27 protein-coding genes are annotated in these 26088 nt (G+C 53.9%); 6 read left to right on the top strand and 21 right to left on the bottom strand.

Annotated features, from left to right (window positions below):
* Nucleotides 1–49 precede the first annotated feature (49 nt).
* Genes ACJ9Y9_RS21030 through ACJ9Y9_RS21020 form a run of 3 tightly spaced genes read right to left on the bottom strand, consistent with a single transcriptional unit; the run spans nt 50 to nt 1326 of the window.
* The gene (locus ACJ9Y9_RS21030; protein ID WP_028017086.1) at nt 50–535 is read right to left on the bottom strand and encodes a type VI secretion system tube protein TssD; all 486 of its coding nucleotides are present in this window, start codon (nt 533–535) and stop codon (nt 50–52) included.
* Between the two features lie 21 nt (nt 536–556).
* Nucleotides 557–874, bottom strand: a complete 318-nt coding sequence (locus ACJ9Y9_RS21025; RefSeq protein ID WP_028017087.1) for a DUF1493 family protein — start codon at nt 872–874, stop codon at nt 557–559.
* 2 nt (nt 875–876) lie between these two features.
* Nucleotides 877–1326, bottom strand: a complete 450-nt coding sequence (locus ACJ9Y9_RS21020) for an STM2901 family protein (protein WP_028017088.1) — start codon at nt 1324–1326, stop codon at nt 877–879.
* A gap of 347 nt (nt 1327–1673) precedes the next feature.
* On the opposite strand from ACJ9Y9_RS21020, the gene ACJ9Y9_RS21015 reads away from it, so the two are divergent.
* Nucleotides 1674–3005: an amino acid permease gene (locus ACJ9Y9_RS21015; RefSeq protein WP_028017089.1), complete on the top strand. Its 1332-nt coding sequence runs from the start codon at nt 1674–1676 to the stop codon at nt 3003–3005.
* Nucleotides 3006–3025: 20 nt separating this feature from the next.
* The gene (locus ACJ9Y9_RS21010) at nt 3026–4330 is read left to right on the top strand and encodes a serine dehydratase subunit alpha family protein (protein ID WP_028017090.1); all 1305 of its coding nucleotides are present in this window, start codon (nt 3026–3028) and stop codon (nt 4328–4330) included.
* 32 nt (nt 4331–4362) lie between these two features.
* Here the strand turns inward: ACJ9Y9_RS21010 and ACJ9Y9_RS21005 are convergent, their stop codons facing one another.
* Nucleotides 4363–5064 (bottom strand): pirin family protein, encoded by a 702-nt coding sequence (locus tag ACJ9Y9_RS21005; RefSeq protein ID WP_028017091.1) that lies wholly within the window; start codon nt 5062–5064, stop codon nt 4363–4365.
* A 104-nt stretch (nt 5065–5168) separates the two neighbouring features.
* On the opposite strand from ACJ9Y9_RS21005, the gene ACJ9Y9_RS21000 reads away from it, so the two are divergent.
* The gene (locus ACJ9Y9_RS21000) at nt 5169–6071 is read left to right on the top strand and encodes a LysR family transcriptional regulator (protein WP_028017092.1); all 903 of its coding nucleotides are present in this window, start codon (nt 5169–5171) and stop codon (nt 6069–6071) included.
* A 41-nt stretch (nt 6072–6112) separates the two neighbouring features.
* On the opposite strand, the gene ACJ9Y9_RS20995 is transcribed toward ACJ9Y9_RS21000, so the two are convergent.
* The 11 genes from ACJ9Y9_RS20995 to ACJ9Y9_RS20945 form a co-directional block, all read right to left on the bottom strand.
* Nucleotides 6113–6478 carry a DUF805 domain-containing protein gene (locus tag ACJ9Y9_RS20995; RefSeq protein WP_028017093.1) on the bottom strand — a complete coding sequence of 122 codons (366 nt, stop codon included), beginning with the start codon at nt 6476–6478 and terminating at the stop codon, nt 6113–6115.
* A gap of 107 nt (nt 6479–6585) precedes the next feature.
* Entirely contained in the window at nt 6586–7572 is a 987-nt protein-coding gene (locus ACJ9Y9_RS20990) for a glutathione S-transferase family protein (protein WP_028017094.1), read from the bottom strand.
* Nucleotides 7573–7646: 74 nt separating this feature from the next.
* Nucleotides 7647–8039: a DoxX family protein gene (locus ACJ9Y9_RS20985; protein ID WP_028017095.1), complete on the bottom strand. Its 393-nt coding sequence runs from the start codon at nt 8037–8039 to the stop codon at nt 7647–7649.
* A gap of 203 nt (nt 8040–8242) precedes the next feature.
* The gene (locus ACJ9Y9_RS20980; protein WP_028017096.1) at nt 8243–8539 is read right to left on the bottom strand and encodes a YqjK-like family protein; all 297 of its coding nucleotides are present in this window, start codon (nt 8537–8539) and stop codon (nt 8243–8245) included.
* Complete coding sequence (locus ACJ9Y9_RS20975) at nt 8536–8934, bottom strand: phage holin family protein (protein ID WP_028017097.1); 399 nt, start codon at nt 8932–8934, stop codon at nt 8536–8538. The genes ACJ9Y9_RS20980 and ACJ9Y9_RS20975 overlap by 4 nt, the downstream gene beginning before the upstream one ends.
* Before the next feature lie 2 nt (nt 8935–8936).
* Nucleotides 8937–9242 carry a YqjD family protein gene (locus ACJ9Y9_RS20970; RefSeq protein WP_028017098.1) on the bottom strand — a complete coding sequence of 102 codons (306 nt, stop codon included), beginning with the start codon at nt 9240–9242 and terminating at the stop codon, nt 8937–8939.
* Between the two features lie 29 nt (nt 9243–9271).
* Nucleotides 9272–9640, bottom strand: coding sequence for a DUF1090 domain-containing protein (locus ACJ9Y9_RS20965; protein ID WP_028017099.1), 369 nt, complete (start codon nt 9638–9640; stop codon nt 9272–9274).
* A 143-nt stretch (nt 9641–9783) separates the two neighbouring features.
* The gene (mzrA, locus tag ACJ9Y9_RS20960; RefSeq protein WP_028017100.1) at nt 9784–10167 is read right to left on the bottom strand and encodes an EnvZ/OmpR regulon moderator MzrA; all 384 of its coding nucleotides are present in this window, start codon (nt 10165–10167) and stop codon (nt 9784–9786) included.
* Nucleotides 10168–10169: 2 nt separating this feature from the next.
* Nucleotides 10170–10832: a DedA family general envelope maintenance protein YqjA gene (gene yqjA, locus ACJ9Y9_RS20955; protein ID WP_028017101.1), complete on the bottom strand. Its 663-nt coding sequence runs from the start codon at nt 10830–10832 to the stop codon at nt 10170–10172.
* Between the two features lie 343 nt (nt 10833–11175).
* Nucleotides 11176–11952 carry a transcriptional regulator ExuR gene (gene exuR / locus ACJ9Y9_RS20950; protein ID WP_028017102.1) on the bottom strand — a complete coding sequence of 259 codons (777 nt, stop codon included), beginning with the start codon at nt 11950–11952 and terminating at the stop codon, nt 11176–11178.
* Nucleotides 11953–12069: 117 nt separating this feature from the next.
* Complete coding sequence (locus tag ACJ9Y9_RS20945; protein WP_028017103.1) at nt 12070–13368, bottom strand: MFS transporter; 1299 nt, start codon at nt 13366–13368, stop codon at nt 12070–12072.
* A 477-nt stretch (nt 13369–13845) separates the two neighbouring features.
* Here ACJ9Y9_RS20945 and uxaC point away from each other — a divergent pair, with 477 nt between their 5' ends.
* Both uxaC and ACJ9Y9_RS20935 read left to right on the top strand, forming a co-directional pair.
* A complete protein-coding gene (uxaC, locus tag ACJ9Y9_RS20940; RefSeq protein WP_028017104.1) occupies nt 13846–15258 on the top strand; it encodes a glucuronate isomerase in 1413 nt (470 codons plus the stop codon).
* A 17-nt stretch (nt 15259–15275) separates the two neighbouring features.
* Nucleotides 15276–16763: a UxaA family hydrolase gene (locus ACJ9Y9_RS20935; RefSeq protein ID WP_028017105.1), complete on the top strand. Its 1488-nt coding sequence runs from the start codon at nt 15276–15278 to the stop codon at nt 16761–16763.
* An 86-nt stretch (nt 16764–16849) separates the two neighbouring features.
* Here the strand turns inward: ACJ9Y9_RS20935 and sstT are convergent, their stop codons facing one another.
* The 4 genes from sstT to ACJ9Y9_RS20915 all read right to left on the bottom strand — a co-directional run bounded on the left by sstT (nt 16850) and on the right by ACJ9Y9_RS20915 (nt 21092).
* Nucleotides 16850–18091, bottom strand: a complete 1242-nt coding sequence (gene sstT / locus ACJ9Y9_RS20930; RefSeq protein WP_028017106.1) for a serine/threonine transporter SstT — start codon at nt 18089–18091, stop codon at nt 16850–16852.
* Between the two features lie 210 nt (nt 18092–18301).
* Complete coding sequence (locus ACJ9Y9_RS20925; RefSeq protein ID WP_028017107.1) at nt 18302–19267, bottom strand: TerC family protein; 966 nt, start codon at nt 19265–19267, stop codon at nt 18302–18304.
* A 252-nt stretch (nt 19268–19519) separates the two neighbouring features.
* Nucleotides 19520–20518 (bottom strand): Gfo/Idh/MocA family protein, encoded by a 999-nt coding sequence (locus ACJ9Y9_RS20920; protein WP_028017108.1) that lies wholly within the window; start codon nt 20516–20518, stop codon nt 19520–19522.
* A gap of 70 nt (nt 20519–20588) precedes the next feature.
* Nucleotides 20589–21092 (bottom strand): YgjP-like metallopeptidase domain-containing protein, encoded by a 504-nt coding sequence (locus tag ACJ9Y9_RS20915; protein WP_028017109.1) that lies wholly within the window; start codon nt 21090–21092, stop codon nt 20589–20591.
* 82 nt (nt 21093–21174) lie between these two features.
* On the opposite strand from ACJ9Y9_RS20915, the gene rlmG reads away from it, so the two are divergent.
* Entirely contained in the window at nt 21175–22311 is a 1137-nt protein-coding gene (rlmG, locus tag ACJ9Y9_RS20910; RefSeq protein WP_028017110.1) for a 23S rRNA (guanine(1835)-N(2))-methyltransferase RlmG, read from the top strand.
* On the opposite strand, the gene ACJ9Y9_RS20905 is transcribed toward rlmG, so the two are convergent.
* Together ACJ9Y9_RS20905 and lsrK are read right to left on the bottom strand one after the other, a co-directional pair.
* Nucleotides 22308–24329 carry an NADPH-dependent 2,4-dienoyl-CoA reductase gene (locus ACJ9Y9_RS20905; RefSeq protein WP_028017111.1) on the bottom strand — a complete coding sequence of 674 codons (2022 nt, stop codon included), beginning with the start codon at nt 24327–24329 and terminating at the stop codon, nt 22308–22310. The genes rlmG and ACJ9Y9_RS20905 overlap by 4 nt on opposite strands.
* Before the next feature lie 165 nt (nt 24330–24494).
* Nucleotides 24495–26087 (bottom strand): autoinducer-2 kinase, encoded by a 1593-nt coding sequence (lsrK, locus tag ACJ9Y9_RS20900; RefSeq protein WP_028017112.1) that lies wholly within the window; start codon nt 26085–26087, stop codon nt 24495–24497.
* Nucleotide 26088: the final 1 nt, after the last annotated feature.

Here is a 26088-nt window from a genome sequence, read left to right as displayed (position 1 = left end):
ACCTCACAGAATCGCTTCAATTAGATTCTGTGAGGAATGAGGCTGACAATCATGCCGAGGCCCGTTCATTCCATGCATCAGAGAATTGAATATTCCCGTCGCAATAGATCCAGGTCGCTTTTTCGTAGCGCAATTGAATAGATTCCAGGTGACCTGTACCAGGGCAGTTACGAGTATCGTTAACAATAGGGGAGATAGAGACAACTTTAACATCTTCCAGCACTGTTCTAAAATATTCGACCTCCCAACCAGCATCGTTAATTCGGTAATATCTGAACTCAACTTTCTTAAGGTTTTGTCCTGTAGCTACCGCCTTGTAAAGGTATGGAGACGAGCTATCAATTTCCTTCTCGAACAGGAAAGGTGCGTGTTTTCTGGTACCGGTTAATCTTCCGGAGAGTGGATCTGTCGGAATACTCAAATTATGAGTTAAGCCTCTTATTTCGATACTCCCTTCACGATCCTGAACATCACATGAACCTTTAATGAGAGAACCACCATTATCATAAAACCAAACATGAACAGGTACTGCCATTATAAAAACTCCTTTTATAAATCAATCGTGGATCCATTTGCCTGCCTTTACCGCTTCAACAAACATTCTTACTGTCAATGGCTTTGATATTTGCTTAACCGGTTCTTTAGTAAACCATTTCCTGAAAAACCAAGTTTGAGTCCAGGGGAAATAATTTTCGGTGTTAACTTCGATAAGATACTCTTTTTCGAATCTCTCAATGGCATATACAATATCATCCAGATCGGTGTAATCCTGTAAAACATCATCTATTTCAAGCGGGATTCTCTTGCCCGAAAATGTTCCTTGTTCGGGTAAATTGTCCCTGAAGAATTTTAAAACATCAGTTTCACTATCCATCATCACCAAATCCGATCTTTAGGCTGAGCAATCATATTATATCGTGAAAGCGTTTTGTAACTTATCATTGCAACATCTGCGGCAAGTATGGTAATCCCTAGTGCAGGTATCCATCGGCCGATGAACGCACCTAAGTTTTTGGTATACATTGGTTTTCGGTATTTAAAACTTGCAAGTGTAATTGTAGGTAGTCGGTGTGGTAGTTGTACATTCAGTAGATCTCGCAGGTACTTAGATGCCACGGATGTGCCAATTGTAGCCGTTTCAGGTTTTGTTCTGGTTTCAAGTATAGGTAAACCAAGAATCATAGTGGCCATCATTACAGCATCCTTTAATCCGCCAAACTGTTCGTCGGTGGCATCCAGAAAAATCCAAAAAAATAACTCTGATGCAGATATATTACATACACCTTTATAAAAGTACGTTCCATTGAGTTCTTCAACAGTATCCATTTAATAATCATGTTTATCATGTGATCCGTTGTAATGGCATCCTATAAAAAGCAGAGGGCAGAGAGTAGAATATTCGTCTTTATAAATTCCGAAATTTAATTTTCAGAAGGGCATGTTTCTTTGATCTGCATCACTTTTAGAAATTTTTAATTATTTTTTATTTTTTTGGTGGTGATTTTTCTCCAAATGCAGAAAATCCTTATGAAAATTGTGACTTTTTTCTCCCCCTCTCCAGATATGATCTTCCCACACCAATAACACACACCTGCAGCTGTCTGAATCGCAATCGCTGGCGATCGGAATCCTATAAAAACAACTGTTTACCCTACAAAATAAGCGAGTGCCCAATGGATACGGCAACAAACAGCAGTGTGATTGTGAATGATTCCCCGGCGGCAAGACGGGCGGGAATGCGTGAAAGCGAATGGCAAGAGGCGATTAAATTCGACAGCACCGACACAGGTTGGGTCATCATGAGTATCGGGATGGCTATCGGAGCGGGGATTGTTTTTCTCCCGGTACAGGTAGGATTAATGGGGCTGTGGGTCTTTTTACTTTCCTCGATTATTGGTTACCCGGCCATGTATCTGTTCCAGCGTCTGTTTATTAATACGCTGGCCGAATCCCCGGAATGCAAAGATTACCCGAGCGTCATTAGCGGTTATTTAGGTAAAAACTGGGGCATCTTATTAGGCGCGCTCTATTTCGTGATGCTGGTGATCTGGATGTTTGTCTATTCCACGGCCATCACCAACGACAGCGCCTCGTATTTACATACCTTTGGTGTCACAGACACTCTGCTTTCGGAAAACCCGTTCTATGGTTTATTCCTGATCTGCATTCTGGTCGCCATTTCGTCGCGCGGTGAACAACTGCTGTTTAAAGTATCCAGCCTGATGGTGCTGACCAAATTATTCGTGGTTGCCGCGCTGGGGCTGTCAATGATGGGTCTTTGGCATTTAGCCAATGTCGGCATGCTGCCACCAATGGGCCTGCTGATTAAAAACGCCATTATTACGCTGCCTTTTACCCTAACGTCCATTCTCTTTATTCAGACCTTAAGTCCGATGGTCATCTCCTATCGTTCACGGGAAAAATCGGTTGAAGTGGCGCGGCACAAAGCATTACGGGCAATGAATATTGCTTTTGGCGTGCTGTTTGTGACGGTCTTTTTCTATGCTGTCTCCTTCACGCTGGCAATGGGCCACGATGAGGCGGTAAAAGCTTACGAACAGAATATTTCTGCCCTGGCGATCGCGGCGCAGTTTATCAGTGGTGATGGTGCAGGCTGGGTCAAGATTGTCAGCGTGATCCTGAATATCTTTGCCGTAATGACCGCATTCTTCGGGGTCTATCTCGGCTTTCGCGAGGCTACGCAGGGTATCGTGATGAACATCCTGCGCCGCAAATTACCGGCAGAAAAAATCAATGAAAACCACGTTCAGCGCGGCATTATGCTGTTCGCCATCCTGCTGGCCTGGAGCGCAATTGTATTAAACGCGCCGGTGCTGAGTTTCACCTCTATTTGTAGCCCCATCTTCGGCATGGTGGGCTGCCTAATCCCTGCATGGCTGGTCTACAAAGTCCCGGCGCTGCACAAATATAAAGGCGTATCGCTGGTGATCATTGTCATCACCGGGTTGCTGCTTTGTGTTTCTCCTTTCCTCGCATTCTCCTGAGGGTAAATAAGGTCGTAACGATGTCTGAGCAAACTCAAACTTTATGGAAGCAATTTATTCGCACGGTGCAGGAAGAAGTTAAACCTGCACTTGGGTGTACCGAACCGGTGTCTCTGGCGCTGGCCTGCGCGATTGCTGCGGCGTATCTGCCGGGTGACGTCACGCAGATTGAGGCGTGGGTATCACCGAATCTGATGAAAAACGGGCTTGGCGTGACGGTGCCGGGCACCGGCATGGTCGGGTTACCCATTGCGGCCGCACTGGGGGCCATTGGTGGTAACGCGCAGGCCGGGCTGGAGGTGTTGAAAGATGTCACTGCCGATGCGCTGTCACGTGCTAAAGCTCTGCTGGATGCAGGTCAGGTGCAGGTGAAACTGCAGGCGCCGTGCGATGAAATTCTTTACTCCAGAGCCTGCGTTTACGCCGGGAATTCCTCGGCAATGGTGACTATCGCTGGTGGACATACGCGAGTAGTGGAGGTGGTTTGCCAGGGGACAACGCGCTTTGCGCTTGACGATCGGCAAGGTGAAGTGAGTGACGATCCGCTGGCGGTGCTGTCAAACACTACGCTGTCGCAGATCCTTGAGTTTGTGGAACACGTTCCGTTTGAGGCTATCCGTTTTATCCTGGAGGCCGGAAAGTTGAATGATGCCCTCTCCCGTGAAGGGCTCAGCGGGAAGTGGGGGCTGCACATTGGCGCAACACTCAATAAACAGCGCTCGCGTGGGTGGATGGCGCAGGATCTGGGGTCGGACATTGTTATCCGCACCAGCGCGGCCTCTGACGCCAGGATGGGCGGTGCGACGCTACCTGCGATGAGCAATTCAGGATCCGGGAATCAGGGGATCACTGCTACCCTGCCGGTAGTGGTCGTCGCTGAACACGTTCAGGCTGATGACGAACGACTCGCACGAGCCCTGATGTTGTCACATCTTTCGGCAATCTACATTCATTCCCAGCTTCCACGTTTGTCGGCACTGTGTGCGGCTACCACGGCAGCGATGGGGGCTGCGGCAGGAATGGCCTGGCTGTTGGGCGGAAGCTACCAGACTATCTCAATGGCGATTGGCAGTATGATCGGTGACGTCAGCGGGATGATCTGCGATGGGGCGTCTAACAGCTGCGCCATGAAGGTTTCTACCAGCGTGGCAAGTAGCTGGAAAGCGGTGATGATGGCGCTGGATGATTCTGCTGTGACGGGAAATGAAGGGATCGTGGCGCACGATGTAGAGCAGTCAATAGCGAACTTGTGCGCGCTGGCGTGCCGCTCAATGCAGGCAACGGATCAGCAAATTATTGAGATTATGGCGAGCAAAGTGTCGTGAATTTTTCCCCCTCTCTTCAGAGGGGGAATATATTACACCGGCAAATCAATCAACAACGCGCGCAGTGGTGTATCAGCAACCAGTGTGATATTCGCTTCATCACGAATAAACGCCCCGTCACCACAGGTGAGCGCTTCTTTCTCTTCCGTGTGCGTCACCGCATGCACCGTGCCGTGAATTGACTGCAGATAGGCGCGCGGGCCATGAAGCTGGAAGCTTGCCTGTTCGCCTTTCTTCAGTTCAATGTGATGCAGCCATACCTGCTGGCGCAGTTGCAGGCTGCCTTTGCTACCGTCCGGGGAGGCAATCAGCTGCTGCTTATCGCCCGTCAGGTCAACCTTCTGTACCGGTGGATTTTCCCGCTCCGGACAGGCATCGAGCCAGAGTTGCATACGGGTCAGCGTCTTCTCTTTGCTGAGGTTATGCTCGCTGTAGCTGATGCCTGGCTGCGTGGAAATCAACAACGCTTCGCCAGCCTTTGCCTGGACATGATTGCCCTCGCTATCGCGGTATTCTGCCTCGCCTTCCAGGATCAGGTTCAGGATATCGACTTTCGGATACGTACGCGGCTGGAAGGAGGCGCCCGGGGCGAGCACTTCCTGATTTAACACGCGCAATGAAGCGTAACCGAGGAGTTTCGGGTCAAAGTAGTGTCCAAAGGAAAAGGTGTAGCGGGCCTGCAGCCAACCGAAATCGGCTTGTCCGCACTGTTTAGCTGTTCTTGTCGTAATCATAAACTTGACCTCTCTTTACACTAAAACAATGGTAAAGGTATGGACGCTTCATTGTTAGCCAGATATTCTGCCGGGTATGTTCAAATTTCCTGAATGAGAACGAGATGGCTAAAGAGAGAGCATTGACGCTTGAGGCGCTTCGCGTCATGGACGCGATTGACCGACGTGGCAGTTTTGCGGCGGCGGCAGATGAACTGGGGCGCGTTCCGTCTGCGCTAAGCTACACCATGCAGAAGCTGGAGGAAGAGCTGGACGTGGTGCTGTTTGACCGCTCCGGTCATCGAACAAAATTCACCAACGTTGGGCGGATGCTGCTGGAGCGCGGTCGTGTCCTGCTGGAAGCGGCGGACAAGCTGACGACGGATGCCGAAGCACTGGCACGAGGCTGGGAAACCCATCTGACGCTGGTCACAGAAGCACTGGTCCCCACCGAAGCACTGTTTCCGCTGGTGGACCGCCTCGCAGATAAGGCGAATACCCAGCTGTCGATCATTACTGAGGTACTGGCAGGTGCCTGGGAGCGTCTGGAGACGGGCAGGGCGGATATCGTCATCGCCCCGGACATGCACTTCCGTTCCTCGTCGGAAATCAACTCCCGCAAGCTCTACAGCGTGATGAACGTCTATGTCGCTGCACCCAATCACCCGATCCATCAGGAGCCTGAGCCGCTCTCTGAAGTGACGCGCGTGAAGTATCGCGGCGTCGCGGTAGCGGATACCGCACGTGAACGTCCGGTGCTAACGGTGCAACTGCTGGATAAACAACCTCGTTTGACGGTGACTTCACTGGAAGATAAACGGCAGGCGCTGCTGGCTGGCCTGGGCGTGGCGACCATGCCGTACCCGTTTGTCGAAAAAGACATTGCAGAAGGTCGGCTGCGCGTTGTCAGCCCGGAATATAGCCACGAGGTGGATATCATTATGGCGTGGCGTCGCGATAGCATGGGCGAAGCCAAATCATGGTGTTTACGCGAAATCCCGAAGCTTTTCGCTCATTATAATAAATAGATCTGTAGGCCCGGTAAGCGCAAGCGCCACCGGGCATTGAATCAGGCATTGAGTTTAGGGTCGGCACCAAAGCGGTTTTCGCCTGGCGTGCCGCTCTGACAGTTGAAGATCAAAATGACAATCCAGCCCACAACCGGGATCAACAGCAGCAGTAACCACCACGCTGAACGATCGGTATCGTGTAGTCGGCGGAACTGTACGGCCCAGGAGGGCAACAGAATAAATATGCCGTAAATGGAGGTGAGAACACCTTCCCCGCTTGCCCGCTCCCAACCCAGAATTTTATCCACAATCCCCAGTACCAGGATGAGGATGAAGTTCACCAGAACGAACATCCAGTACTCTTTACGGCGCGCACGGCCACCAAATCCAATGTAGTTACGCAGTACTTTTAAATACCAGTCCATTTTTCCCTGCCTCTGTAATCGGTCAATCACTTGTTTTCTAAGCGATCGAGATAAGGATAGATGGAGATTGTGAATTAAAAAAGGGCATCTATTGATGCCCCTAATATTTAGCGGAAACGGACGTCACGACCGTGCGGCTCATTCAGATCTTGCCACGGGCCAATGGAGATAATGCCCGTTGGGTTGATGGTCTTATGGCTGCGGTAGTAGTGGGTGCGAATGTGGTCAAAATCGACCGTTTCGGCAATACCCGGTGTCTGGTAGATGTCACGCAGAAAACCATACAGGTTCAGGTAGTCACTGATGCGGTGCTTGTCGCATTTAAAGTGGGTGACATACACCGGATCAAAGCGCACGAGGGTAGTCCACAGACGAATATCCGCTTCCGTCAGTTGGTTGCCCGTCAGGTAGCGATGCTGGCCGAGCAGTTGTTCCAGACGCGCCAGCGATTCAAACACTTTCCCGACCGCTTCGTCATACGCTTCCTGGCTGGTGGCAAAACCGGCCTTGTAGACACCGTTATTGACGTTGTCGTAAATCCAGCTGTTCAGCTCATCAATTTTCTCACGCAGTTCAACCGGGTAATAATCTCCGGCGCGAGCGCCATGGGCATCAAACGCGGTGTTGAACATGCGGATAATCTCCGCAGACTCATTGCTGACGATTGTCTGGTTTTTCTTGTCCCACAATACCGGAACGGTAACGCGCCCGGTGTAGTGCGGATCGGCACGCAGATACAGTTGGTACAGGAAATCGTGGTGATAAAGATCGTCCCCCGTTGCTGCAGGGAAATCGGCGTCAAACGTCCAGCCATTTTCCAGCATCAGCGGGTTCACCACCGAAACGGGAATTAAAGACTCAAGGCCTTTAAGCTTGCGCACAATCAGCGTGCGGTGCGCCCACGGACAGGCGAGTGAAACATAAAGATGGTAACGATCTTTCTCGGCCGCAAAACCGCCTTCGCCGCTCGGGCCTGGGGCACCATCGGCAGTCAGCCAGTTACGGAAGGCGGAAACTGAGCGCTTGAAGCGGCCTCCGGTAGATTTGGTGTCATACCAGACATCCTGCCAGATGCCGTCTACGAGTTGTCCCATTTTTTTCTCCTCCGTCAGATAGCAAAAGCGAGGAGATATCTCCTCGCTTTGTGTTCATTCAGTATAGCGTGTGCTTACCATTTCTTGTTCAGAACGCGGTCGATGCTGTATGCGCCCGGGCCAGTGATGGCCAGCAGCAGGAAGCCACCCGCGATGGTCAGGTTTTTCATGAACATCAGAGAGTTCACGCCTTCCGCAAAGTTGCTGTGGAAGATAAACGCTGTCAGCACGGTAAAGCCTGCGGTAAACAACGCGGTGGTACGGGTCAGGAAGCCGAACAGCACTGCCAGACCGCCGCCGAACTCAAGCAAAATGGTCAGTGGCAGCAGGAACCCCGGCACGCCCATGGCTTCCATATACTGCTGGGTACCCGCATAACCGGTGATTTTGCCCCAACCTGCCACGATGAACAGAATTGGCATCAGAATACGTGCGACCAGTACACCAACATCTTCTAATTTTTTCATTTTACTCTCCAGGAAACCACATGAGCGGCTGAACATTATTTGTCTGCAATTCCGCGTAGATACCGCGGCGTTGCTGTCGATGGAGAGGATAATAAACGGGGCGGGTGGTAATTGTTAGCAAGGAAAACTGTCAATCTTTTTCAAAGATATTGAGGAAGGGAGGGGGATTTTGCCGGGTGGCGCAGCGCCACCCGGCGAGAAGGCTACCGCAACTGCTGCTGGCGCAGCGTTGCTTTCACCAGACGCCAGGCGCTCCAGACTCCAAAGCCCCGACGCGTCCAGCGAATGAGCTTACTTGGGTGACGAACGCCCCAGATAGCCATAATGCTGGTGCCGACCAGCGCCCAGGAACGAACGTTCAGGAAGGTATTCCAGCCACGATCGAGCGGACGCGTTGCCTCGAGCCAGTCGCGGCGGCTGGCTGACAGATCCAGCCTCTGCTGCTGGATCTGGCTTAACAGAAACGCTTTACGTTTCTGGCGCTCGGCTTTGTCGCTCACGGCTTATCATCCTCCAGCAGGGTGCGATCGTTAGCCAGCTCCTGGCGCGTATGACGCAGGAAAGTGGATTTGCGTGCTTTACGCAGTGTCCATACCCCGCCAATCAACGCTGCCAGCAGCAGGACGACGGTGGTGGCAATCATCGCGTTAAGACGATACTGCGGGTCAATGGCCCAGATGATGAGTACCATCAGGCTCATCAGGCCGAACGCAGCGAAGAGCATGGTCAGCCCGAGCATCAGCAGCATCTGGAAGAGGTTTGCTTTCTCCTCTTCCAGCTCAACGACGGCCAGTCGGATGCGGGTTTCGGCGATGGCGACCAGCGTGGTTAAAATACGCTGGCCGATGCCGAGGACGTTTTTAGCAGGCCCTTGTGCGTGACGAGGATCTTCCATAATCAACGACGCGTGAGCAGGACACCCAGCACCACACCTACCGCGGCACCAATACCTACGCCTGTCCAGGGATTATCCCGAACATATTCATCAGCACGAGCAGCGGCTTCGCGGGTTTGCTTCGCCAGCGCGTCACCCGTTTCACCCAGACGATGGCGGCTCTCTTTCAGGGCTTGTTCCGCTTTGCTACGCAGTTTGCTCACTTCTTCCTTGGATTTATCGGCGGAGGAGTTCAGCACCTCTTCCAGAGTGTCGGCCAGGGATTTCAGTTCAGCGCGCAGATTTTCAGACGTCGTATCTTTTGACATGATTTTCTCCTGTTGAGATTTCCGTTAACTCAATAATCGCGAGCTTCCAGCGCTTTCAGGTCATCCTGCGCTTCTTTCAACTTCTTCTCGCGCTTAGCAATTTTTTCCGCATCCCCTTTCTCTTTCGCTTCCTGCAGGTCGCGACGGCGCTCGGCTATCTCGTCCTTCTGTTCAGCGATTTTTTTCTGGTGATCGGCACGTAGCTTGCTGTCTGAACAGTTCGCTTTCACTTCGCTCAGCGCTTTTTTAAGACCCTCAACACGATGGTGATTGTTATGCTTTTCGGCATAACCGATCTCACGCTGAATATCCTGTTCTTTCTCCTGGCAGAGAGCGTTTGCGAAGGATGCTGTGCTTAAAGAAAAAAGGGCCAGAGCCAGAGTCATGCGGAATTTCATTATCGAAACCTTCCATTGTGTTGCGGCGTAAGCCGCTATCCAAAGTTATGCGGAGTACATTTGAGGGGTGCTCCGCGTACTTAAGCATAGTAAGTAAACGGGGGATTCACCAAAGTGAGTGAAAAGATTCGGAATCCTGGAAATTATCCAAGCCGATGCGACGTATCACGAATCAATGATAACCAGGCTGTAGGCTGGCTGTCATCTTCCTGCTGGGCAATGATATATCCTTGCGGCAGCGTTCGGTCGAGAACCACTTTTGCGGCGGCACTTTGCGCACGGGAATCAAACGTGATCAGTAAAACATCATCCTTCGGTGTGATGCTCTTGAAGCGGATCCCGTTCGCATCCAGATGATGCCAGACGGAAAAACCGTCTGGCACACTGGCACCCTGATTGACCGGACGAATGGCCAGCGTAGACTCCTGATGCGAAAGCGCGCTCCAGACCAGAAGCATGGCACTAATAAGCACCAGGGCGATCAGGGCGTATGCACAACGACGCAGGGAGAGCGCGGAGATAACCATTGTTAGCTCCTGGCTCCGTATTTTTTCTTCCACAGGACAACCAGTGAACCAATCAGACCGAAGACCAGCAGAACAACGGGCAGCAGCATCAGGCACGACATCAGCTGATCTTCATACTTCATGAAGACGGGGGTTTTACCCAGAGCATAACCCAGCGTTGTCAGGATCAGAACCCATAGCAGACCGCTCATCCAGTTAAAGAACTGGAAGCGTGTGCTGCTCAATCCGGAAAGACCTGCAATGGTTGGCAACAGAGTGCGTACAAAGGCGATAAAGCGGCCAATCAGCAGCGCGGAGAGCCCGTGCTTATGGAAAAGGTGGTGCGCTCGCTGGTGATAATGGGCAGGAAGATGAGAGAGCCAGTTCTGCACGAGCCGGGTATTGCCCAGCCATCGTCCCTGGATGTAACTCACCCAGCAGCCGAGGCTTGCGGCGACGGTCAGGAGTAAAATAGTTTGTGGAAACGCCATTGCCCCTTTGGCGCACAGCACGCCGACAAGCACCAGCAAGCTGTCACCGGGTAAAAAGGCGGCAGGCAGTAAACCGTTCTCAAGGAACAGGATCATAAACAAGACGAAATAGAGCATGCCAATCATGGAAGGGTTGGCCAGCGTTTCAAAATCCTGCGCCCAGAGGGCATGCAGTAGTTGGGTCAAAAGTTCCATTCAGTGTTCCTGGAAATCGGTTAACGTCACGCCTGTTATCCGGGACAAACAGCACGGCGACATTGTAGTGATTTCATTATGGTCGCTCGCGGACACATTGCGGTGTGGCCAACACTGTTCCCTGTTAATTGGCTGGTTAGCAAGCACTAACTTACAAAATAAGGAATTGAATCCAATTGTAACAAAGCCCAACGGTCTGCGTCACAGAATTTGCGGGGTGGGATGATTTTGGCGCAAGCCCAGGAAGTGAGCGAGGGGATTTACAAAGGCTGACACTATATATGTTTTGCTTACCCACTTAAGCCGGAAGGCGCAACGAAGCGCCTGCCAGCGAAAAGGTGATCTATTTTGCGGCACTGGATGCCGTATCGAGATGAACGACGGGATTATCGGCAAAAAGATAGCGGTCAGCGTTAAATTCAAAGTCGTCGCTGGTTTCATTGAACAGCATCAGCTTCGTGTTTTCCAGGTGCTGCCACATCGCCAGTTTTGCGGCATGCGGGTCTTTACGAATCAGCGCCTTAAGGATTTGATCGTGATCGTCACACCAGTTGTCGACAGTGCGGGAATCAATATGGTCGTGAAGTTTCTTCCAGTACGGGTTGTGAACACGCTGAGTCCACATTTTCTCAACGATTGCCGCCAGCGCCGTATTTTGAGTTGCCAGGGCAACCTGAACGTGGAACTGCAGATCCCACTCTGAATCCCGGAAACATTTTTCCTTACGGGCATTCTCCTGGATTTCCATCAACTTCATGATGTCCTGCTTGGTCACCTGCGTCGCGGCAAATTCCGCAATATTGCTTTCGATCAACTGGCGAGCCTGGAGCAGCTCAAACGGACCATAGCTGGCGAACTCCAGACTTTCGTCTGCGACCGGAGAGTGTTTCGGCTGATTAGAAATCACGTGAATGCCGGAGCCTTTGCGTACTTCAACGTAGCCTTCCACTTCCAGCATGATAATCGCTTCGCGGACAACGGTACGGCTCACGCTTTTTTCATCAGCAATGAAGCGCTCGGCGGGGAGTTTATCACCGACAAGATAGACACCTTGCTCGATACGATCTTTCAGCTCGGCAGCAAGTTGCTGATATAAACGACGTGGTTCGGTGATTTCCATATGCGCTCCAGGCAGGGTACGGCGGATGATTTGTTATACCACTTTTACGTGCCAGTCTCCAGATTTCGCCATGAAAAAAGCCGCCCGAAGGCGGCTTCTTTGATGCGAGATTTTTTACTAACTTTGTGTTGCCGGATTCCCAAGGGACTCTTTCGCCAGCTCCTCGGCTGACTTACTTTTCAGCACCGTCCAGATAACCACCGCACCCATCAGGTCGAAAATAGCCAGTACGGCGAACAGCGGGCTGAAGCCGATGGTATCTGCCAGCGCACCCACCACCAGTGCGAACATCGTACTTGCAGTCCAGGCTGCCATACCGGTCAGGCCGTTTGCTGTAGCGACTTCGTTACGACCGAAGACGTCAGAGGAAAGCGTAATCAGCGCACCGGACAGTGACTGGTGAGCAAAACCACCAATGCACAGCAGGGCGATAGCCACATATGGGCTGGTGAACAGACCGATCATGCCCGGGCCAATCATCAGCAGCGCACCCATGGTCACGACCATTTTACGGGAAACAATCAGGTTCACGCCAAACCAGCGCTGGAACAGCGGTGGCAGGTAACCCCCCACGATACAGCCCAGGTCAGCAAACAGCATCGGCATCCAGGCGAACATCGCGATCTCTTTCAGGTTAAAGCCGTAGACTTTGAACATGAACAGCGGGATCCACGCGTTAAAGGTCCCCCAGGCCGGTTCAGCCAGGAAACGCGGCAGGGCGATACCCCAGAACTGACGGGTGCCCAGGATCTGCCAGACAGACATTTTTTTGCCGTTGTTGGTCTGATGCTGCGCTTCCTGACCACCAATAATGTAGTCACGCTCTTCTTCAGACAGTTTTTTCTGATCGCGCGGATGCTTATAGAAAACCAGCCACGCCATTGCCCAGGCAAAACTCAGCACGCCAGAAATGATGAACGCCATTTGCCAGCTGTGCATCACGATAGCCCACACCACCAGCGGTGGCGCAATCATCGCACCGATGGACGAGCCCACGTTGAAGTAACCGACTGCAATGGAACGCTCTTTCGCCGGGAACCACTCGGAGCTGGCTTTCAGCCCAGCGGGGATCATCGCGGCTTCTGCCGCACCGACCGCACCACGCGCTACTGCCAAACCGCCCCAACTGCCAGCCAGCGCGGTTGCACCGCAGAACACCGCCCAGGCGATAGCGAAGAAGGCATAACCGATTTTGGTACCGAGAATATCCAGCACATAGCCAGCAACAGGCTGCATGATGGTATAAGCCGCGGAATAGGCGGCAATGATGTAGGAGTATTGCTGCGTGGAGATATGCAGCTCTTCCATCAACGTTGGCGCTGCAGCTGCCACAGTGTTACGCGTCAGGTAGCCCAGCACGGTGCCTAACGTCACCAGTGCGATCATATACCAACGTAACCCTTTAATTTTACGCATCTAAAACCTCATCGTTATGTTATTTCCGCGCCAGAGCACGGCAACGTCTCAACCGTTTCCGGGAGCAGTTGTGTAACGGGAGGGGCGTAGCCGGGAGAATGTCCCGGAACGGCCCGAACCTTGCCATAAGTAAGCGTGCATAAGTCGGTATCCGTACCGTTAAACCCGATGCCTCTCACATCGGTAATGCATTCCGTCGGCTGAGTGTTTGCGACGGCGAAAAAGATAACTTGTCATACAACTTCAAAAGGTGAGTGACATCACAAATGTATGATTCTTTGTAGGGACATTATCTGTTGCGTGCAAAGCTAGTTCTGGCGCGGCCTGGAGAAGGGTTTACTCCATATAGGGTAATTTATTTGTTGACGTTTATTGATCTCACTCACGAAAAAAGCTTCGGTTGATGGAAATTGGTGTGATAACTTTGCAGCATATGAACATACGCTTTCTGACGCTCCCGTTACGAGGAAGACGATAATGACGCCGTTTATGACCGAAGATTTTCTGTTAGATACTGAATTTGCCCGCCGCCTGTACCACGACTACGCAAAAGACCAGCCAATTTTCGACTACCACTGCCATTTGCCCCCGCAGCAGGTTGCCGAAAATTACCGTTTCAAAAATCTGTATGACATCTGGCTGAAAGGTGACCACTACAAATGGCGCGCGATGCGTACCAATGGTGTGGCTGAACGTCTGTGTACTGGCGATGCGACTGACCGTGAGAAGTTTGACGCATGGGCAGCGACGGTTCCGCATACCATCGGCAACCCGCTATATCACTGGACGCACCTTGAACTGCGTCGTCCATTTGGCATTACGGGTAAGCTGCTTTCCCCGACAACGGCGGATGAAATCTGGAATCAGTGCAACGCGCTGCTGGCGCAGGAGCAATTTTCTGCGCGCGGTATCATGAAGCAGATGAACGTGAAGATGGTGGGTACGACCGACGATCCGATTGACTCTCTGGAGCACCACGCCGCGATCGCCAAAGACACCGCGTTTGATATCAAAGTGCTGCCAAGCTGGCGTCCGGATAAAGCCTTCAACATCGAGCAGGCTACCTTCAACGACTACATGGCGAAGCTGGCGGAAGTCTCTGATACCGACATTCGTCGTTTCGCAGACCTGCAAACCGCGCTGACCAAACGTCTGGACCACTTTGCTGCGCACGGCTGTAAGGTGTCTGACCACGCGCTTGATGTGGTGCTGTTCGCTGAGTCAAACGAAGCCGAGCTGGATAGCATCCTGGCACGTCGTCTGTCTGGTGAACACTTAAGCGAGCACGAAGTCGCCCAGTTCAAAACAGCGGTACTGGTGTTCCTCGGCGCAGAATATGCCCGTCGCGGTTGGGTTCAGCAGTATCACATTGGCGCGCTGCGTAATAACAACCAGCGTCAGTTCAAACTGCTGGGCGCGGATGTGGGCTTTGACTCCATCAACGACCGTCCGCTGGCGGAAGAGCTGTCCAAACTGCTGAGCAAACAAAACGAACAGAATCTGCTGCCTAAAACCATCCTGTACTGCCTGAACCCGCGCGATAACGAAGTGCTGGGCACCATGGTCGGCAACTTCCAGGGGGAAGGGATGCCGGGCAAGATGCAGTTCGGCTCCGGCTGGTGGTTCAACGACCAGAAAGACGGCATGGAGCGTCAGATGACGCAGCTGGCGCAGCTTGGCCTGTTAAGCCGCTTTGTTGGCATGCTGACCGACAGCCGCAGCTTCCTCTCCTATACCCGTCATGAATATTTCCGCCGCATTCTGTGCCAGATGATTGGTCGCTGGGTTCACGCAGGCGAAGCGCCGGCAGATATCCAGTTGCTGGGTGAAATGGTGAGAAACATCTGCTTTAACAATGCGCGTGACTACTTCGCCATTGAACTGAACTAAGGCTGTTTGAGGTTGATATGCAATACATCAAAATCCATTCGCTGGATAACGTTGCCGTAGCGCTGGCAGATCTGACCGAGGGGACGAAAGTCACTTTTGATAATCAGTCGGTCACGTTACGCCAGGCCATTGGACGCGGACATAAATTTGCCCTGACCCCCATCGCTAAAGGGGAGAACGTGGTGAAGTATGGTTTGCCGATTGGTCATGCGCTCGCGGATATTGTGCCGGGTGAATACATTCATTCTCACAATACCCGTACTAATCTGAGCGATCTGGACGAGTACAGCTATCAACCTGATTTACCCGCGAAAGAGAGTCAGGCGGCGGATCGTGAAGTGCAGATCTACCGTCGCACCAGTGGTGAAGTGGGGATCCGCAATGAGCTGTGGATCCTTCCTACCGTCGGTTGCGTGAATGGGATTGCACGTCAAATTCAGACCCGCTTTCTGAAAGAGACCAATAATGCTGAAGGCACCGATGGCGTACATCTGTTCAGCCATACTTACGGCTGCTCACAGCTCGGCGACGACCATATCAACACGCGCACCATGCTGCAAAATATGGTGCGCCATCCGAATGCCGGTGCGGTGCTGGTGATCGGTCTGGGGTGCGAAAACAATCAGGTCGATGCCTTCCGTGATACGCTGGGCGTGTTTGACCCTGAGCGCGTACATTTTATGGTATGCCAGCACCAAGATGACGAAGTGGAAGTGGGTATTGAGCAACTCCACCAGCTGTATGAGGTGATGCGCCACGACAAACGCGAGCCGGGCAAGTTGAGCGAGCTGAAGTTTGGTCTGGAGTGCGGCGGGTCTGATGGCCTGTCTGGTATCACCGCTAATCCGATGCTGGGCCGCTTCTCGGATTACGTGATCGACAACGGCGGCACGACGGTACTGACCGAAGTGCCGGAAATGTTCGGCGCGGAACGTATTTTGATGAGCCACTGCCGCGACGAAGAGACGTTTGAAAAAACCGTCACCATGGTGAATGACTTTAAACAGTACTTCATCGCCCACAATCAGCCGATTTATGAGAACCCGTCGCCGGGTAACAAAGCGGGTGGTATCACCACGCTGGAAGAAAAATCTCTCGGCTGCACCCAGAAAGCGGGGGCCAGCCAGGTGGTGGACGTTCTGCGTTACGGTGAGCGGCTGAAAACGCACGGCCTGAACCTGCTGAGTGCACCGGGTAACGATGCCGTGGCAACCAGTGCGCTGGCCGGGGCTGGCTGTCATATGGTGCTGTTCAGTACGGGCCGAGGTACGCCATACGGTGGTTTTGTGCCAACAGTGAAAATCGCCACCAACAGCGAGCTGGCGGCAAAGAAAAAGCACTGGATCGACTTTGATGCCGGTCAGCTTATTCGTGGCAAAGCGATGTCGTCATTGCTGACGGAGTTTGTGGATACTATCGTAGAATTTGCCAACGGCAAGCAGACCTGCAACGAGAAGAATGATTTCCGTGAGCTGGCGATCTTTAAGAGTGGTGTGACGCTGTAAGTGTATTGTCGGGTGGCGCTAACGCTTACCCGACCTACTGAACCTTGTAGGCCCGGTAAGGCGTAGCCGCCATCGGGCTTTTCTTTTTAGCTGCGCAGGGCGTTCTTCGCTAAACGCGCGTCTTCCGCCTGACAGGCCGCTGCGGTGAACAGCACGTCGGTAGAGGAGTTCAGCGCGGTTTCGCAGGAGTCCTGCAGCACGCCGATAATAAAGCCGACGGCCACAACCTGCATGGCAATCTCATTAGGGATACCGAACATATTACAGGCCAGCGGGATCAACAGCAGTGAACCGCCCGCCACGCCGGATGCGCCACAGGCACACAGCGACGCCACCACGCTCAACAGCAGTGCGGTTGGCAGATCCACCGGAATACCCAGCGTATTCACCGCCGCCAGCGTCAGGACGGTGATAGTGATGGCCGCACCTGCCATGTTCACGGTTGCACCCAGTGGGATTGATACGGAATAGGTATCGCGATCCAGGTTCAGTTTCTCCGCCAGCGCCATGTTCACCGGGATGTTCGCTGCCGAACTACGGGTGAAGAAGGCGTAGACGCCGCTTTCACGCAGACAGGTCAGTACCAGCGGATACGGGTTGCGGCGGATCTGCCAGAACACCAGCAGCGGGTTGATCACCAGTGCCACCAGCAGCATACAGCCAACCAGAACGACCAGCAGCTGCGCGTAGCCCCACAGCGCGTCAAAGCCGGTGGTTGCGAACGTGGAGGAGACCAGACCGAAGATCCCGATTGGCGCAAAACGAATCACCAGTTTCACCATGAAGGTCACGGCGTTGGACATATCGTTGACCAGATTTTTGGTGGTGTCGTTACCGTGACGCAGCGCAAAGCCCAGACCAATCGCCCAGACCAGGATGCCGATGTAGTTTCCGCTCATCAGCGCCGTGATTGGGTTGGATACCATGCTCATCAGCAGACCGCGCAGCACTTCCACAATCCCGGATGGCGGTGTGATATCGCCAGCGGCGCTGGTCAGATGCAGCGTGGACGGGAAGAGGAAGCTAAACACAACGGCTGTTAATGCAGCAGAGAAGGTACCCAGAAGATACAGGAACAGAATAGGGCGAATGTTGGTTTTTTGTCCGTGCTGATGGTTGGCAATCGACGCCATAACCAGCATCAGAACCAGTACCGGCGCGACGGCTTTCAGTGCGCCAACGAAAAGCGTACCAAGTAATCCAGTTGCTTCTGCTGCAGGCTTTGACACCATCGCCAGCAGAATACCCAGTATCAGTCCTATCAGAATTTGTTTTACAAGACTCCCCTGCGCCAGGCGCGCAAAAAGCCCAGTTGATTGTGTGCTCATACATTATTCCTGAGTGAAATTGTGTTCCATCCTGGATGTGCTCTAAGTCACATTTATGTCCAGATGTAAATAAATGTTTGCCTGGTTGAGTATAGGGAAACCGCATCTGGAGGGAAGCGTAAAATGCTGGATTTTACGTGTTGCGTCATGTTTTTTAACTATTAGTTAACGAGAATGCCCGGTAAGCGCAGCGCTACCGGGCAAAACACACTAAACCTGCTGCTTTCTATCGTGCTGGCGGTTAACCCAGGTATTGATAATCAGCGTCACGATCAGAATGCCAAACACCACGCCGAGCGAAATGGCGATTGGGATATGGTAGAAATCGACAATCAGCATCTTGATACCGATAAATACCAGGATCACCGACAGGCCGTACTTCAGCATTGAGAAGCGCTCCGCCGCGCCCGCCAGCAGGAAGTACATGGCACGCAGGCCAAGAATGGCGAACAGGTTAGAGGTCAGAACGATAAACGGGTCAGTGGTCACGGCGAAGATAGCCGGGATACTGTCTACCGCGAAAATCACGTCACTCAGCTCCACCAGAATCAGCACCAGCAGCAGCGGGGTGGCAAACAGCAGGCCGTTTTTACGTACAAAGAAATGCTCACTCTCGATCTTGTCGGTCATGCGCAGATGGCCACGGATCCACTTCACCAGCGGGCGATCGCCAATCGCTGAGCCATCTTCTTTTGCCAGAGCCATTTTGACCCCGGTGAACAGCAGGAACGCACCGAAGACATACAGCAGCCATTCAAACTGCGTAATCAGCCAGCTACCGGCGAAGATCATGATGGTACGCAGAACGATCGCGCCCAGCACGCCATAGACCAGCACGCGGCGCTGCAGGGCTGCAGGCACGGCAAAGTAGCTGAACAGCATCAGCCAGACGAAGACGTTATCAACCGCCAGGGCTTTTTCAATCAGATAACCGGTGAGGAAGGCGAGCGCTTGAGGATCGGCCACCGCACGGCCTTCAGTCGAGGCCAGATACCACCAAAAGGCAGCACAGAAGAGCAGGGAGAGGGTAACCCACACCAGCGACCAGACGGCAGCCTGTTTCATGGTCATGCCGTGTTCGCCACGACGCCCCTGCAAAAAGAGGTCGATCGCCAGCATGATGAGCACGACAACCGCGAATCCGCCCCACAACATTGGAGTGCCGACAGAATGCATACTATTTTCCTTACACATAAAAAAACAAAAACGGCTATGGTCAGAAGACGATAGCCGTTAGCTTTTTATGCATAGACCTCGCCTTCCGGCAAGGTCTCACTTACAACCACGAGGGTTGCCCGGCGACCGGATGCGGTATTGCACGCATCGTAATGACGATCCACCGGCAAGGAAGTTACTCCCCTTTGCGGGTAACAAAATATGTCAGACCATCGGTTTCGTCAATGGTTGACAGGGTTTCATTACACAGCTTTACGCGATAGCTTCTGCGCTCACGTCATCTGCCGGGAAGACCACGCCAGTCTGACGGCGGATCTCCGTTTGCAGTTTCGCCGTGGTGCGACTGACCGCGAGTCCAGGGTGGTTCACTTCGTTGTCTTCGACCAGACGGGCAAAGACCTCTGCCTCATAGAGCATAGTGTTAATATGCTGAGGCTGCGTCAGCTCTTGCGCTTTCCCGCCGCGCGGAACAAAGCTCAGCTTCTGACACTCAGAAATTTTTTCGATAACCAGCGATCCCGCTTCACCCTGAATTTCACTTGGCAGCACAGAATCACTCACTTTTGAATGTTGCAGCGTGACGCTGAAATCCCCGTAATCCAGCGTCACTACGCCGTGCGCATCTACGCCGCTTTCCAGCAGGCTGGCTTGTGCACTGACGCTGTGTGGCTCGCCCCACAGTGCCACGGCGGAAGCCAGGCAGTAGAAACCGATATCCATAATCGAGCCGTTAGAGAAGGCTGGGTTGAAGGTGTTCGGGTTCTCGCCGTCGAGGTAACGCTGATAGCGAGATGAGTACTGGCAGTAGTTAATAAAGGCTTTGCGCACTTTGCCAATTTTCGGCAGGGACTGCTGCAACAGCAGGAAGTTCGGCAGGCTGGCGGTTTTGAACGCTTCGAACAGCACCACCTGGTTTTTGCGGGCAAGTGCAATGGCGGCTTCCACTTCCTGAATATTCGAGGCCAGCGGCTTCTCGCAAATCACATGCTTTTTATGGCTGAGGAACAGCCTGGTTTGCGGGAAGTGCAGGGAGTTCGGGCTGGCAATATAGACCGCGTCAATGGCATCGCTTTGCGCCATCTCGTCGAGCGAGGTGAACAGATGTTCGACCAGGTAATCGTTCGCGAAGGTCTGCGCCTGCTCGAGGCTGCGGGAATAGACTGCGGTGAGTTTATATTTGCCGGTTTCGTGGGCGGCGTCGACGAACTGGCGTGTGATCCAGTTCGTTCCAATGACTGCGAAACGTATCATAAACGTTTACGTACTCCGTAGCTGGGAACCTTTAGCCACTGTAGCACGTCATCATGACAATTCGCGTGCGCTACTGCGCATTACCCTTTAACGATAAATGCGTAAGCCACAAACGGGTATCAAACTCCAGCTGATGGTACTGCGGCTCCATATGGCAGCACAGGGAGTAAAACGCTTTGTCGTGCTCTTTCTCTTTCAGATGCGCCAGTTCGTGCACCACGATCATCCGCAGGAACGCTTCTGGTGCGTTACGAAATACGGTCGCAACCCGGATCTCCGCTTTGGCTTTCAGCTTGCCGCCCTGCACGCGGGAGATGGCGGTATGCAGACCAAGCGCGTTTTTCAGCACGTGGATCTTGTTGTCGTACATTACCTTGTTGATCGGCGGCGCGCTCTTCAGATACCGGCTTTTCAGATCCTGCGTATACTGCCAGAGGGCTTTGTCGGTCGTGAAATCGTGGGTCCCGGGGTAGCGTTTTTCCAGCACCGCGCCGAGCTTCTGCCCGGCAATCAGGCTGCGAACCTGAGAAAGTAAATGCTCCGGGTAGCCCTGGAGATAAGTAAGTTGGTTCATCAACGCCCCAAATCGACAATAAAACGGTATACTCACGCACCCTTTTCAGGGATACGCCAAATTTTACCATTCAGGAGGGCCGATGAGCCACTTAGACAACGGTTTCCGTTCACTCAACCTTAAACGTTTCCCGGAAACGGACGACGTTAACCCACTTCAGGCGTGGGAAGCGGCGGATGAATATCTGCTGCAGCAGTTGGATGACACTGAAATCAGCGGCCCGGTTTTGATCCTGAATGATGCGTTTGGCGCGCTGGGCTGTGCGCTGGCGGAGCACACGCCGTACAGCATTGGTGATTCCTACTTAAGCGAGCTGGCGACGCGTGAAAACCTGCGCCATAACGACATCGAAGAGTCCAGCGTGAAGTTTCTCGACAGCACGGCGGAGTACCCGCAGGCGCCTGGCGTGGTGCTGATTAAAGTACCCAAAACCATGGCGTTGCTTGAGCAACAACTGCGTGCGCTGCGCAAAGTCGTCACCCCAGAAACCCGCATCATTGCAGGGGCCAAAGCGCGTGATATTCACACCTCGACGCTGGAGCTGTTTGAGAAAGTGCTCGGCCCAACCACGACCACGCTGGCGTGGAAAAAAGCGCGTCTGATCAACTGTACCTTCAGTGCACCGGAGCTGGCTGATGCGCCAGAGACGCTGAGCTGGAAGCTGGAAGGAACCGACTGGACTATCCACAACCATGCGAACGTCTTCTCCCGCACCGGTCTGGATATCGGGGCGCGTTTCTTTATCGAACATCTGCCGGAAAATCTGGAAGGCGAAATTGTAGACCTGGGCTGCGGTAACGGCGTAATTGGCCTGACGCTGCTGGCGAAAAACCCGCAAGCCAGCGTGGTGTTCAGCGATGAATCGCCAATGGCGGTGGCTTCCAGTCGTCTGAACGTAGAAACCAACATGCCAGAGGCGCTGGATCGCTGCGAGTTTATGATCAACAACGCGCTGTCGGGTGTGGAGCCTTTCCGCTTCAATGCCGTTCTGTGTAACCCGCCGTTCCACCAGAAGCACGCCCTGACGGATAACGTCGCCTGGGAGATGTTCCACCACGCGCGCCGTTGCCTGAAAATTAACGGCGAGCTGTACATCGTAGCGAACCGCCATCTGGACTACTTCCACAAGCTGAAGAAAATTTTCGGTAACTGCACCACGATTGCCACCAACAACAAATTCGTGGTGCTGAAATCCGTGAAGCTGGGTCGTCGTCGCTAAATCTTCAGTGCCAGCTGGGTGCCCTGCGCAATTGCGCGCCGCGCATCCAGCTCCATCGCCACATCACATCCACCAATCAAATGCACCGTTTTGCCCGCTTCACGCAGCGGATCGGCCAGATCGCGCTTCGGTTCCTGCCCGGCACATAAAATCACATGATCAACCTGCAGCAGCTGCGGTTCACCGCCGATCAGCACGTGCAGCCCCTCATCGTCGATCTTCTGATAACTGACCGCCGGGATCATCTTCACGCCGCGAGAGAGCAGGGTGGCGCGATGGATCCAGCCGGTGGTTTTGCCCAGTCCTTCGCCTGGTTTGCTGGCTTTACGCTGCAACATCACGATCTGACGCGGGCTTTTGGGGAGTTGCTGCCCTTCAGGGCGTAACCCACCGGACTGATTCAGGCTGGTGTCGATACCCCATTCCACGCAAAACTCGGCAATATTCTGGCTGGTTGCTTCTCCCGGCTGGCTTAAATACATCGCGGTATCAAAACCGATCCCGCCGCAGCCGATAATCGCTACCTTTTCGCCGACCGGTACTTTGTCACGCAATACATCCAGGTAGCTCAACACTTTCGGATGATCGACGCCCTCGATCGCCGGTGTACGCGGGGCGATCCCGCTCGCCAGGATCACTTCGTCAAAATCCATCAGATCGTCTGCCTTCACAAACTGGTTAAGACGCAGATCGACCCCTGTGAGTTCGATCATCCGGCGGTAGTAGCGCAGAGTTTCATAGAACTCCTCTTTGCCGGGGATCTGTTTGGCGATATTAAACTGTCCGCCGATCTCCGTTGCGGCATCAAACAGCGTCACGCTATGTCCCCGTGAGGCGGCATTCACCGCGAATGCCAGCCCTGCCGGACCCGCGCCGACCACGGCGAGGCGTTTTTGGTTGACCACCGGTACGACGGGCATTTTGGTTTCGTGGCAGGCGCGTGGGTTGACGAGACAAGAGGTGACTTTGCCGACGAAGATCTGATCCAGACACGCCTGGTTACAGCCGATGCAGGTGTTGATCTCATCCGCGCGGCCGCTTTGCGCTTTGGACAGCAGTTCGGCATCGGCCAGGAACGGACGTGCCATCGACACCATATCGGCATCACCGCGTGAAATAACATCGTCCGCTACCTGCGGATCGTTAATACGGTTGGTGGTCACCAGCGGAATAGAGACTTTGCCTTTCAGCTTGCGCGTCACCCAGCTGAACGCCGCGCGCGGCACCGGCGTGGCGATGGTCGGAATGCGCGCTTCGTGCCAGCCGATGCCGGTGTTAATGATGGTTGCACCTGCGGCTTCAATTGCCTGTGCCAGTTGCACGGTTTCGTCTAATGTTCCACCGCCCTCCACCAGATCGAGCATCGACAGGCGGAAGACGATAATAAAATCAGCGCCCGCACGTTCACGCACGGCGCGCACCACTTCCACCGCAAAGCGCATGCGGCGGGCATAATCGCCACCCCATTCGTCGTCACGGTGGTTAGTGCGGGCGGCGAGGAATTCGTTAATCAGGTAGCCTTCTGAACCCATCACCTCGACGCCATCGTAGCCCGCTTCACGTGCCAGCGCGGCGCAGCGGGCAAAGTCATCGATCAGCGCCAGGATCTCGTCGTGGCTGAGGGCATGCGGTTTGAAGCGGTTAATGGGAGCCTGAATCGCCGAGGGGGCGACCAGATTCGGTTGATAGCTGTAGCGGCCGGTATGCAGGATTTGCAGGGCGATTTTCCCGCCTTCATTGTGCACCGCATCGGTCACAATGCGGTGGTGAGGCAGCTGTGACACATCGTTCAACACCGCACCGCCCTCCATGCCGACGCCGGAAGGCGCAGGCGCGACGCCACCAGTAACAATCAGCGCCACCCCGTGCCGGGCACGCTCGGCGTAGAAGGCCGCGAGACGTTCAGCCCCGTCCGGATGCTCCTCCAGACCGGTGTGCATAGAGCCCATTAACACGCGGTTTTTGAGCGTTGTGAACCCCAGATCAAGGGGGGCGAATAGCGACGGGTAGCGGCTCATAGTGTCTTCCAGTGTAAAATTATTGTTATGTGGTCGGATGAGTTACTAATTTAGCCAGCGTCAGCAGAAAGGTAAAAGCGGGATCAAATGATTGTGATAGAACTCAAAGAACTTCCCCGGTGGCGCTGCGCTTACCGGGGCTACAAAACTTAATCTCCCTCTCCCTCAGGGAGAGGGCCGGGGGGAGGGGGAGCGCACCAGCCCCGGAGCCTGCCACATCGACGTCGTCAGCCCGCTGTCCACCAGCCCAAGCTGGTCGGCATACACCGCCTGCCACTTCTGCATCATGCCGTCGTACAAGTCGCGGTGTTCCGGGTTCGGCGTAAACTCCCGGCTCCACTTCACCAGCCGCTCGCCCGTTGAGGCCATATCTGCAAACAGTCCCGCTCCCGTTCCGGCCGCAATCGCGCAGCCCAGTGCTGTGGCCTCTTTCACTTCCGGAACGCGTACCGGCAGCCCGGTGACGTCGCTTAAAATCTGGCTCCACAAGGCACCTTTCGCTCCCCCACCGGCGAAGACGAGGCTCTCAAACGTCACGCCGGAAAAACGCGAAATCTGTGCCAGATTGCAGGCCGAAACAATTGCGGCGTTCTCTTCCAGCGCACGGAACAGCGTCGCCTTGTTGCACTTTTCCGGGTCGATAGAGAGGTTAATAAACGACGGCGCAGCGTGATACCACTGCTTAAAATGCATGGCATCGGAGAAGATCGGCATCACCCCATGTGAGCCCGCAGGCACGCGGCTGGCCATCTCTTCCAGCAGGGTGTAGGTATCCATGCCCATCCGCTCGGCAATCAGTTTTTCCTCTGCGCAGAAGGCATCACGGAACCAGCGCATAGTAAGCCCGGTGAAGAAGCTGATTGACTCCGCCTGAACCATGCCAGGAATAACGTGTGGGTTTACGCGGATGTTCATCTCAGGATCGGTTCGTACCTGCGGCAGGTTGACCACCTGTTGCCAGAACGTCCCGCCTAACACTGCCGTTTGCCCGGCGCGCACCACGCCCAGCCCCAGACACCCAAGCTGCACGTCACCGCCGCCCATCACCACCGGCGTCCCTTCGCGCAGACCGCTCTGCTGTGCGGCGGCTTTGGCGATCGTGCCCAGCACGGTGCCGGTTTCTTTTACCGGGGAGAGGATATCGGCGCGCAGCCCGGCCATGTCCAGCAGTGCGGGTCGCCAGTCACGGGAGAACAGATCCAACATGCCGGTCGTGCCCGCGTTCGACGGATCTACCGCTAGCTCGCCGGAGAGCTTCGCCGCCAGCCAGTCGCTGATCATGGTGATGGTCGCCGCTTTGCGGTAGATATCCGGACGATGGTGCGCCAGCCACAGTAGGCGCGGCATGGCGCTCAGGGCCAGGGTCTGGCCGGAGACGTCATACACTTCGGATTCAAAACGATCGTCGTGGATCTCTTTGAGTTCAGCCACCTCGCGGCTGGCGCGGGCGTCGACATTAGCGCAGGCCCAGATGGCTTCGCCGTTGCGATCATACAGAACTATTCCCTCGCGCATGGAACAGCAGGCAACGGACTGAATATCCGCCGCGCTCAGTCGCGCGCGCTCCAGCGCCTGGCGAATGCACTGGCAGGTGAGCTGCCAGTTGGTGGCGAGGTCAAATTCCATCGAGCCCGGCACGTTCTCCACGCTCAGGTGTTTCCACTCGGCCTGGCCGACGGCAATCTGGTTGCCCTGCAAATCAAAAATAACGGCGCGAACGCTGCCTGTCCCTGCATCTAACGCTAAAAGGTAACTCATG

It is taken from the genome of Enterobacter sp. CPE_E1241 (genome assembly GCF_045618265.1).
Lineage (GTDB): Bacteria > Pseudomonadota > Gammaproteobacteria > Enterobacterales > Enterobacteriaceae > Enterobacter > Enterobacter adelaidei.
This window is presented reverse-complemented; position numbering and strand designations above follow the sequence as displayed.

Excerpts from the sequence above, each read along its gene's own strand:
- ACJ9Y9_RS21010 (WP_028017090.1), top strand. The coding sequence starts at position 3,026 with ATGTCTGAGCAAACTCAAACTTTATGGAAGCAATTTATTCGCACGGTG.
- ACJ9Y9_RS20925 (WP_028017107.1), bottom strand. The coding sequence starts at position 19,267 with ATGCATTCTGTCGGCACTCCAATGTTGTGGGGCGGATTCGCGGTTGTC.
- rlmG (WP_028017110.1), top strand. The coding sequence starts at position 21,175 with ATGAGCCACTTAGACAACGGTTTCCGTTCACTCAACCTTAAACGTTTC.
- ACJ9Y9_RS21015 (WP_028017089.1), top strand. The coding sequence starts at position 1,674 with ATGGATACGGCAACAAACAGCAGTGTGATTGTGAATGATTCCCCGGCG.
- ACJ9Y9_RS20965 (WP_028017099.1), bottom strand. The coding sequence starts at position 9,640 with ATGAAATTCCGCATGACTCTGGCTCTGGCCCTTTTTTCTTTAAGCACA.
- ACJ9Y9_RS20985 (WP_028017095.1), bottom strand. The coding sequence starts at position 8,039 with ATGAAAAAATTAGAAGATGTTGGTGTACTGGTCGCACGTATTCTGATG.
- ACJ9Y9_RS20905 (WP_028017111.1), bottom strand. The coding sequence starts at position 24,329 with ATGAGCCGCTACCCGTCGCTATTCGCCCCCCTTGATCTGGGGTTCACA.
- ACJ9Y9_RS20970 (WP_028017098.1), bottom strand. The coding sequence starts at position 9,242 with ATGTCAAAAGATACGACGTCTGAAAATCTGCGCGCTGAACTGAAATCC.
- ACJ9Y9_RS20945 (WP_028017103.1), bottom strand. The coding sequence starts at position 13,368 with ATGCGTAAAATTAAAGGGTTACGTTGGTATATGATCGCACTGGTGACG.
- ACJ9Y9_RS20975 (WP_028017097.1), bottom strand. The coding sequence starts at position 8,934 with ATGGAAGATCCTCGTCACGCACAAGGGCCTGCTAAAAACGTCCTCGGC.
- uxaC (WP_028017104.1), top strand. The coding sequence starts at position 13,846 with ATGACGCCGTTTATGACCGAAGATTTTCTGTTAGATACTGAATTTGCC.
- ACJ9Y9_RS20935 (WP_028017105.1), top strand. The coding sequence starts at position 15,276 with ATGCAATACATCAAAATCCATTCGCTGGATAACGTTGCCGTAGCGCTG.
- mzrA (WP_028017100.1), bottom strand. The coding sequence starts at position 10,167 with ATGGTTATCTCCGCGCTCTCCCTGCGTCGTTGTGCATACGCCCTGATC.
- ACJ9Y9_RS21030 (WP_028017086.1), bottom strand. The coding sequence starts at position 535 with ATGGCAGTACCTGTTCATGTTTGGTTTTATGATAATGGTGGTTCTCTC.
- ACJ9Y9_RS21020 (WP_028017088.1), bottom strand. The coding sequence starts at position 1,326 with ATGGATACTGTTGAAGAACTCAATGGAACGTACTTTTATAAAGGTGTA.
- yqjA (WP_028017101.1), bottom strand. The coding sequence starts at position 10,832 with ATGGAACTTTTGACCCAACTACTGCATGCCCTCTGGGCGCAGGATTTT.
- ACJ9Y9_RS21005 (WP_028017091.1), bottom strand. The coding sequence starts at position 5,064 with ATGATTACGACAAGAACAGCTAAACAGTGCGGACAAGCCGATTTCGGT.
- lsrK (WP_028017112.1), bottom strand. The coding sequence starts at position 26,087 with ATGAGTTACCTTTTAGCGTTAGATGCAGGGACAGGCAGCGTTCGCGCC.
- ACJ9Y9_RS21000 (WP_028017092.1), top strand. The coding sequence starts at position 5,169 with ATGGCTAAAGAGAGAGCATTGACGCTTGAGGCGCTTCGCGTCATGGAC.
- ACJ9Y9_RS20920 (WP_028017108.1), bottom strand. The coding sequence starts at position 20,518 with ATGATACGTTTCGCAGTCATTGGAACGAACTGGATCACACGCCAGTTC.
- ACJ9Y9_RS20995 (WP_028017093.1), bottom strand. The coding sequence starts at position 6,478 with ATGGACTGGTATTTAAAAGTACTGCGTAACTACATTGGATTTGGTGGC.
- ACJ9Y9_RS20915 (WP_028017109.1), bottom strand. The coding sequence starts at position 21,092 with ATGAACCAACTTACTTATCTCCAGGGCTACCCGGAGCATTTACTTTCT.
- ACJ9Y9_RS21025 (WP_028017087.1), bottom strand. The coding sequence starts at position 874 with ATGGATAGTGAAACTGATGTTTTAAAATTCTTCAGGGACAATTTACCC.
- ACJ9Y9_RS20990 (WP_028017094.1), bottom strand. The coding sequence starts at position 7,572 with ATGGGACAACTCGTAGACGGCATCTGGCAGGATGTCTGGTATGACACC.
- sstT (WP_028017106.1), bottom strand. The coding sequence starts at position 18,091 with ATGAGCACACAATCAACTGGGCTTTTTGCGCGCCTGGCGCAGGGGAGT.
- exuR (WP_028017102.1), bottom strand. The coding sequence starts at position 11,952 with ATGGAAATCACCGAACCACGTCGTTTATATCAGCAACTTGCTGCCGAG.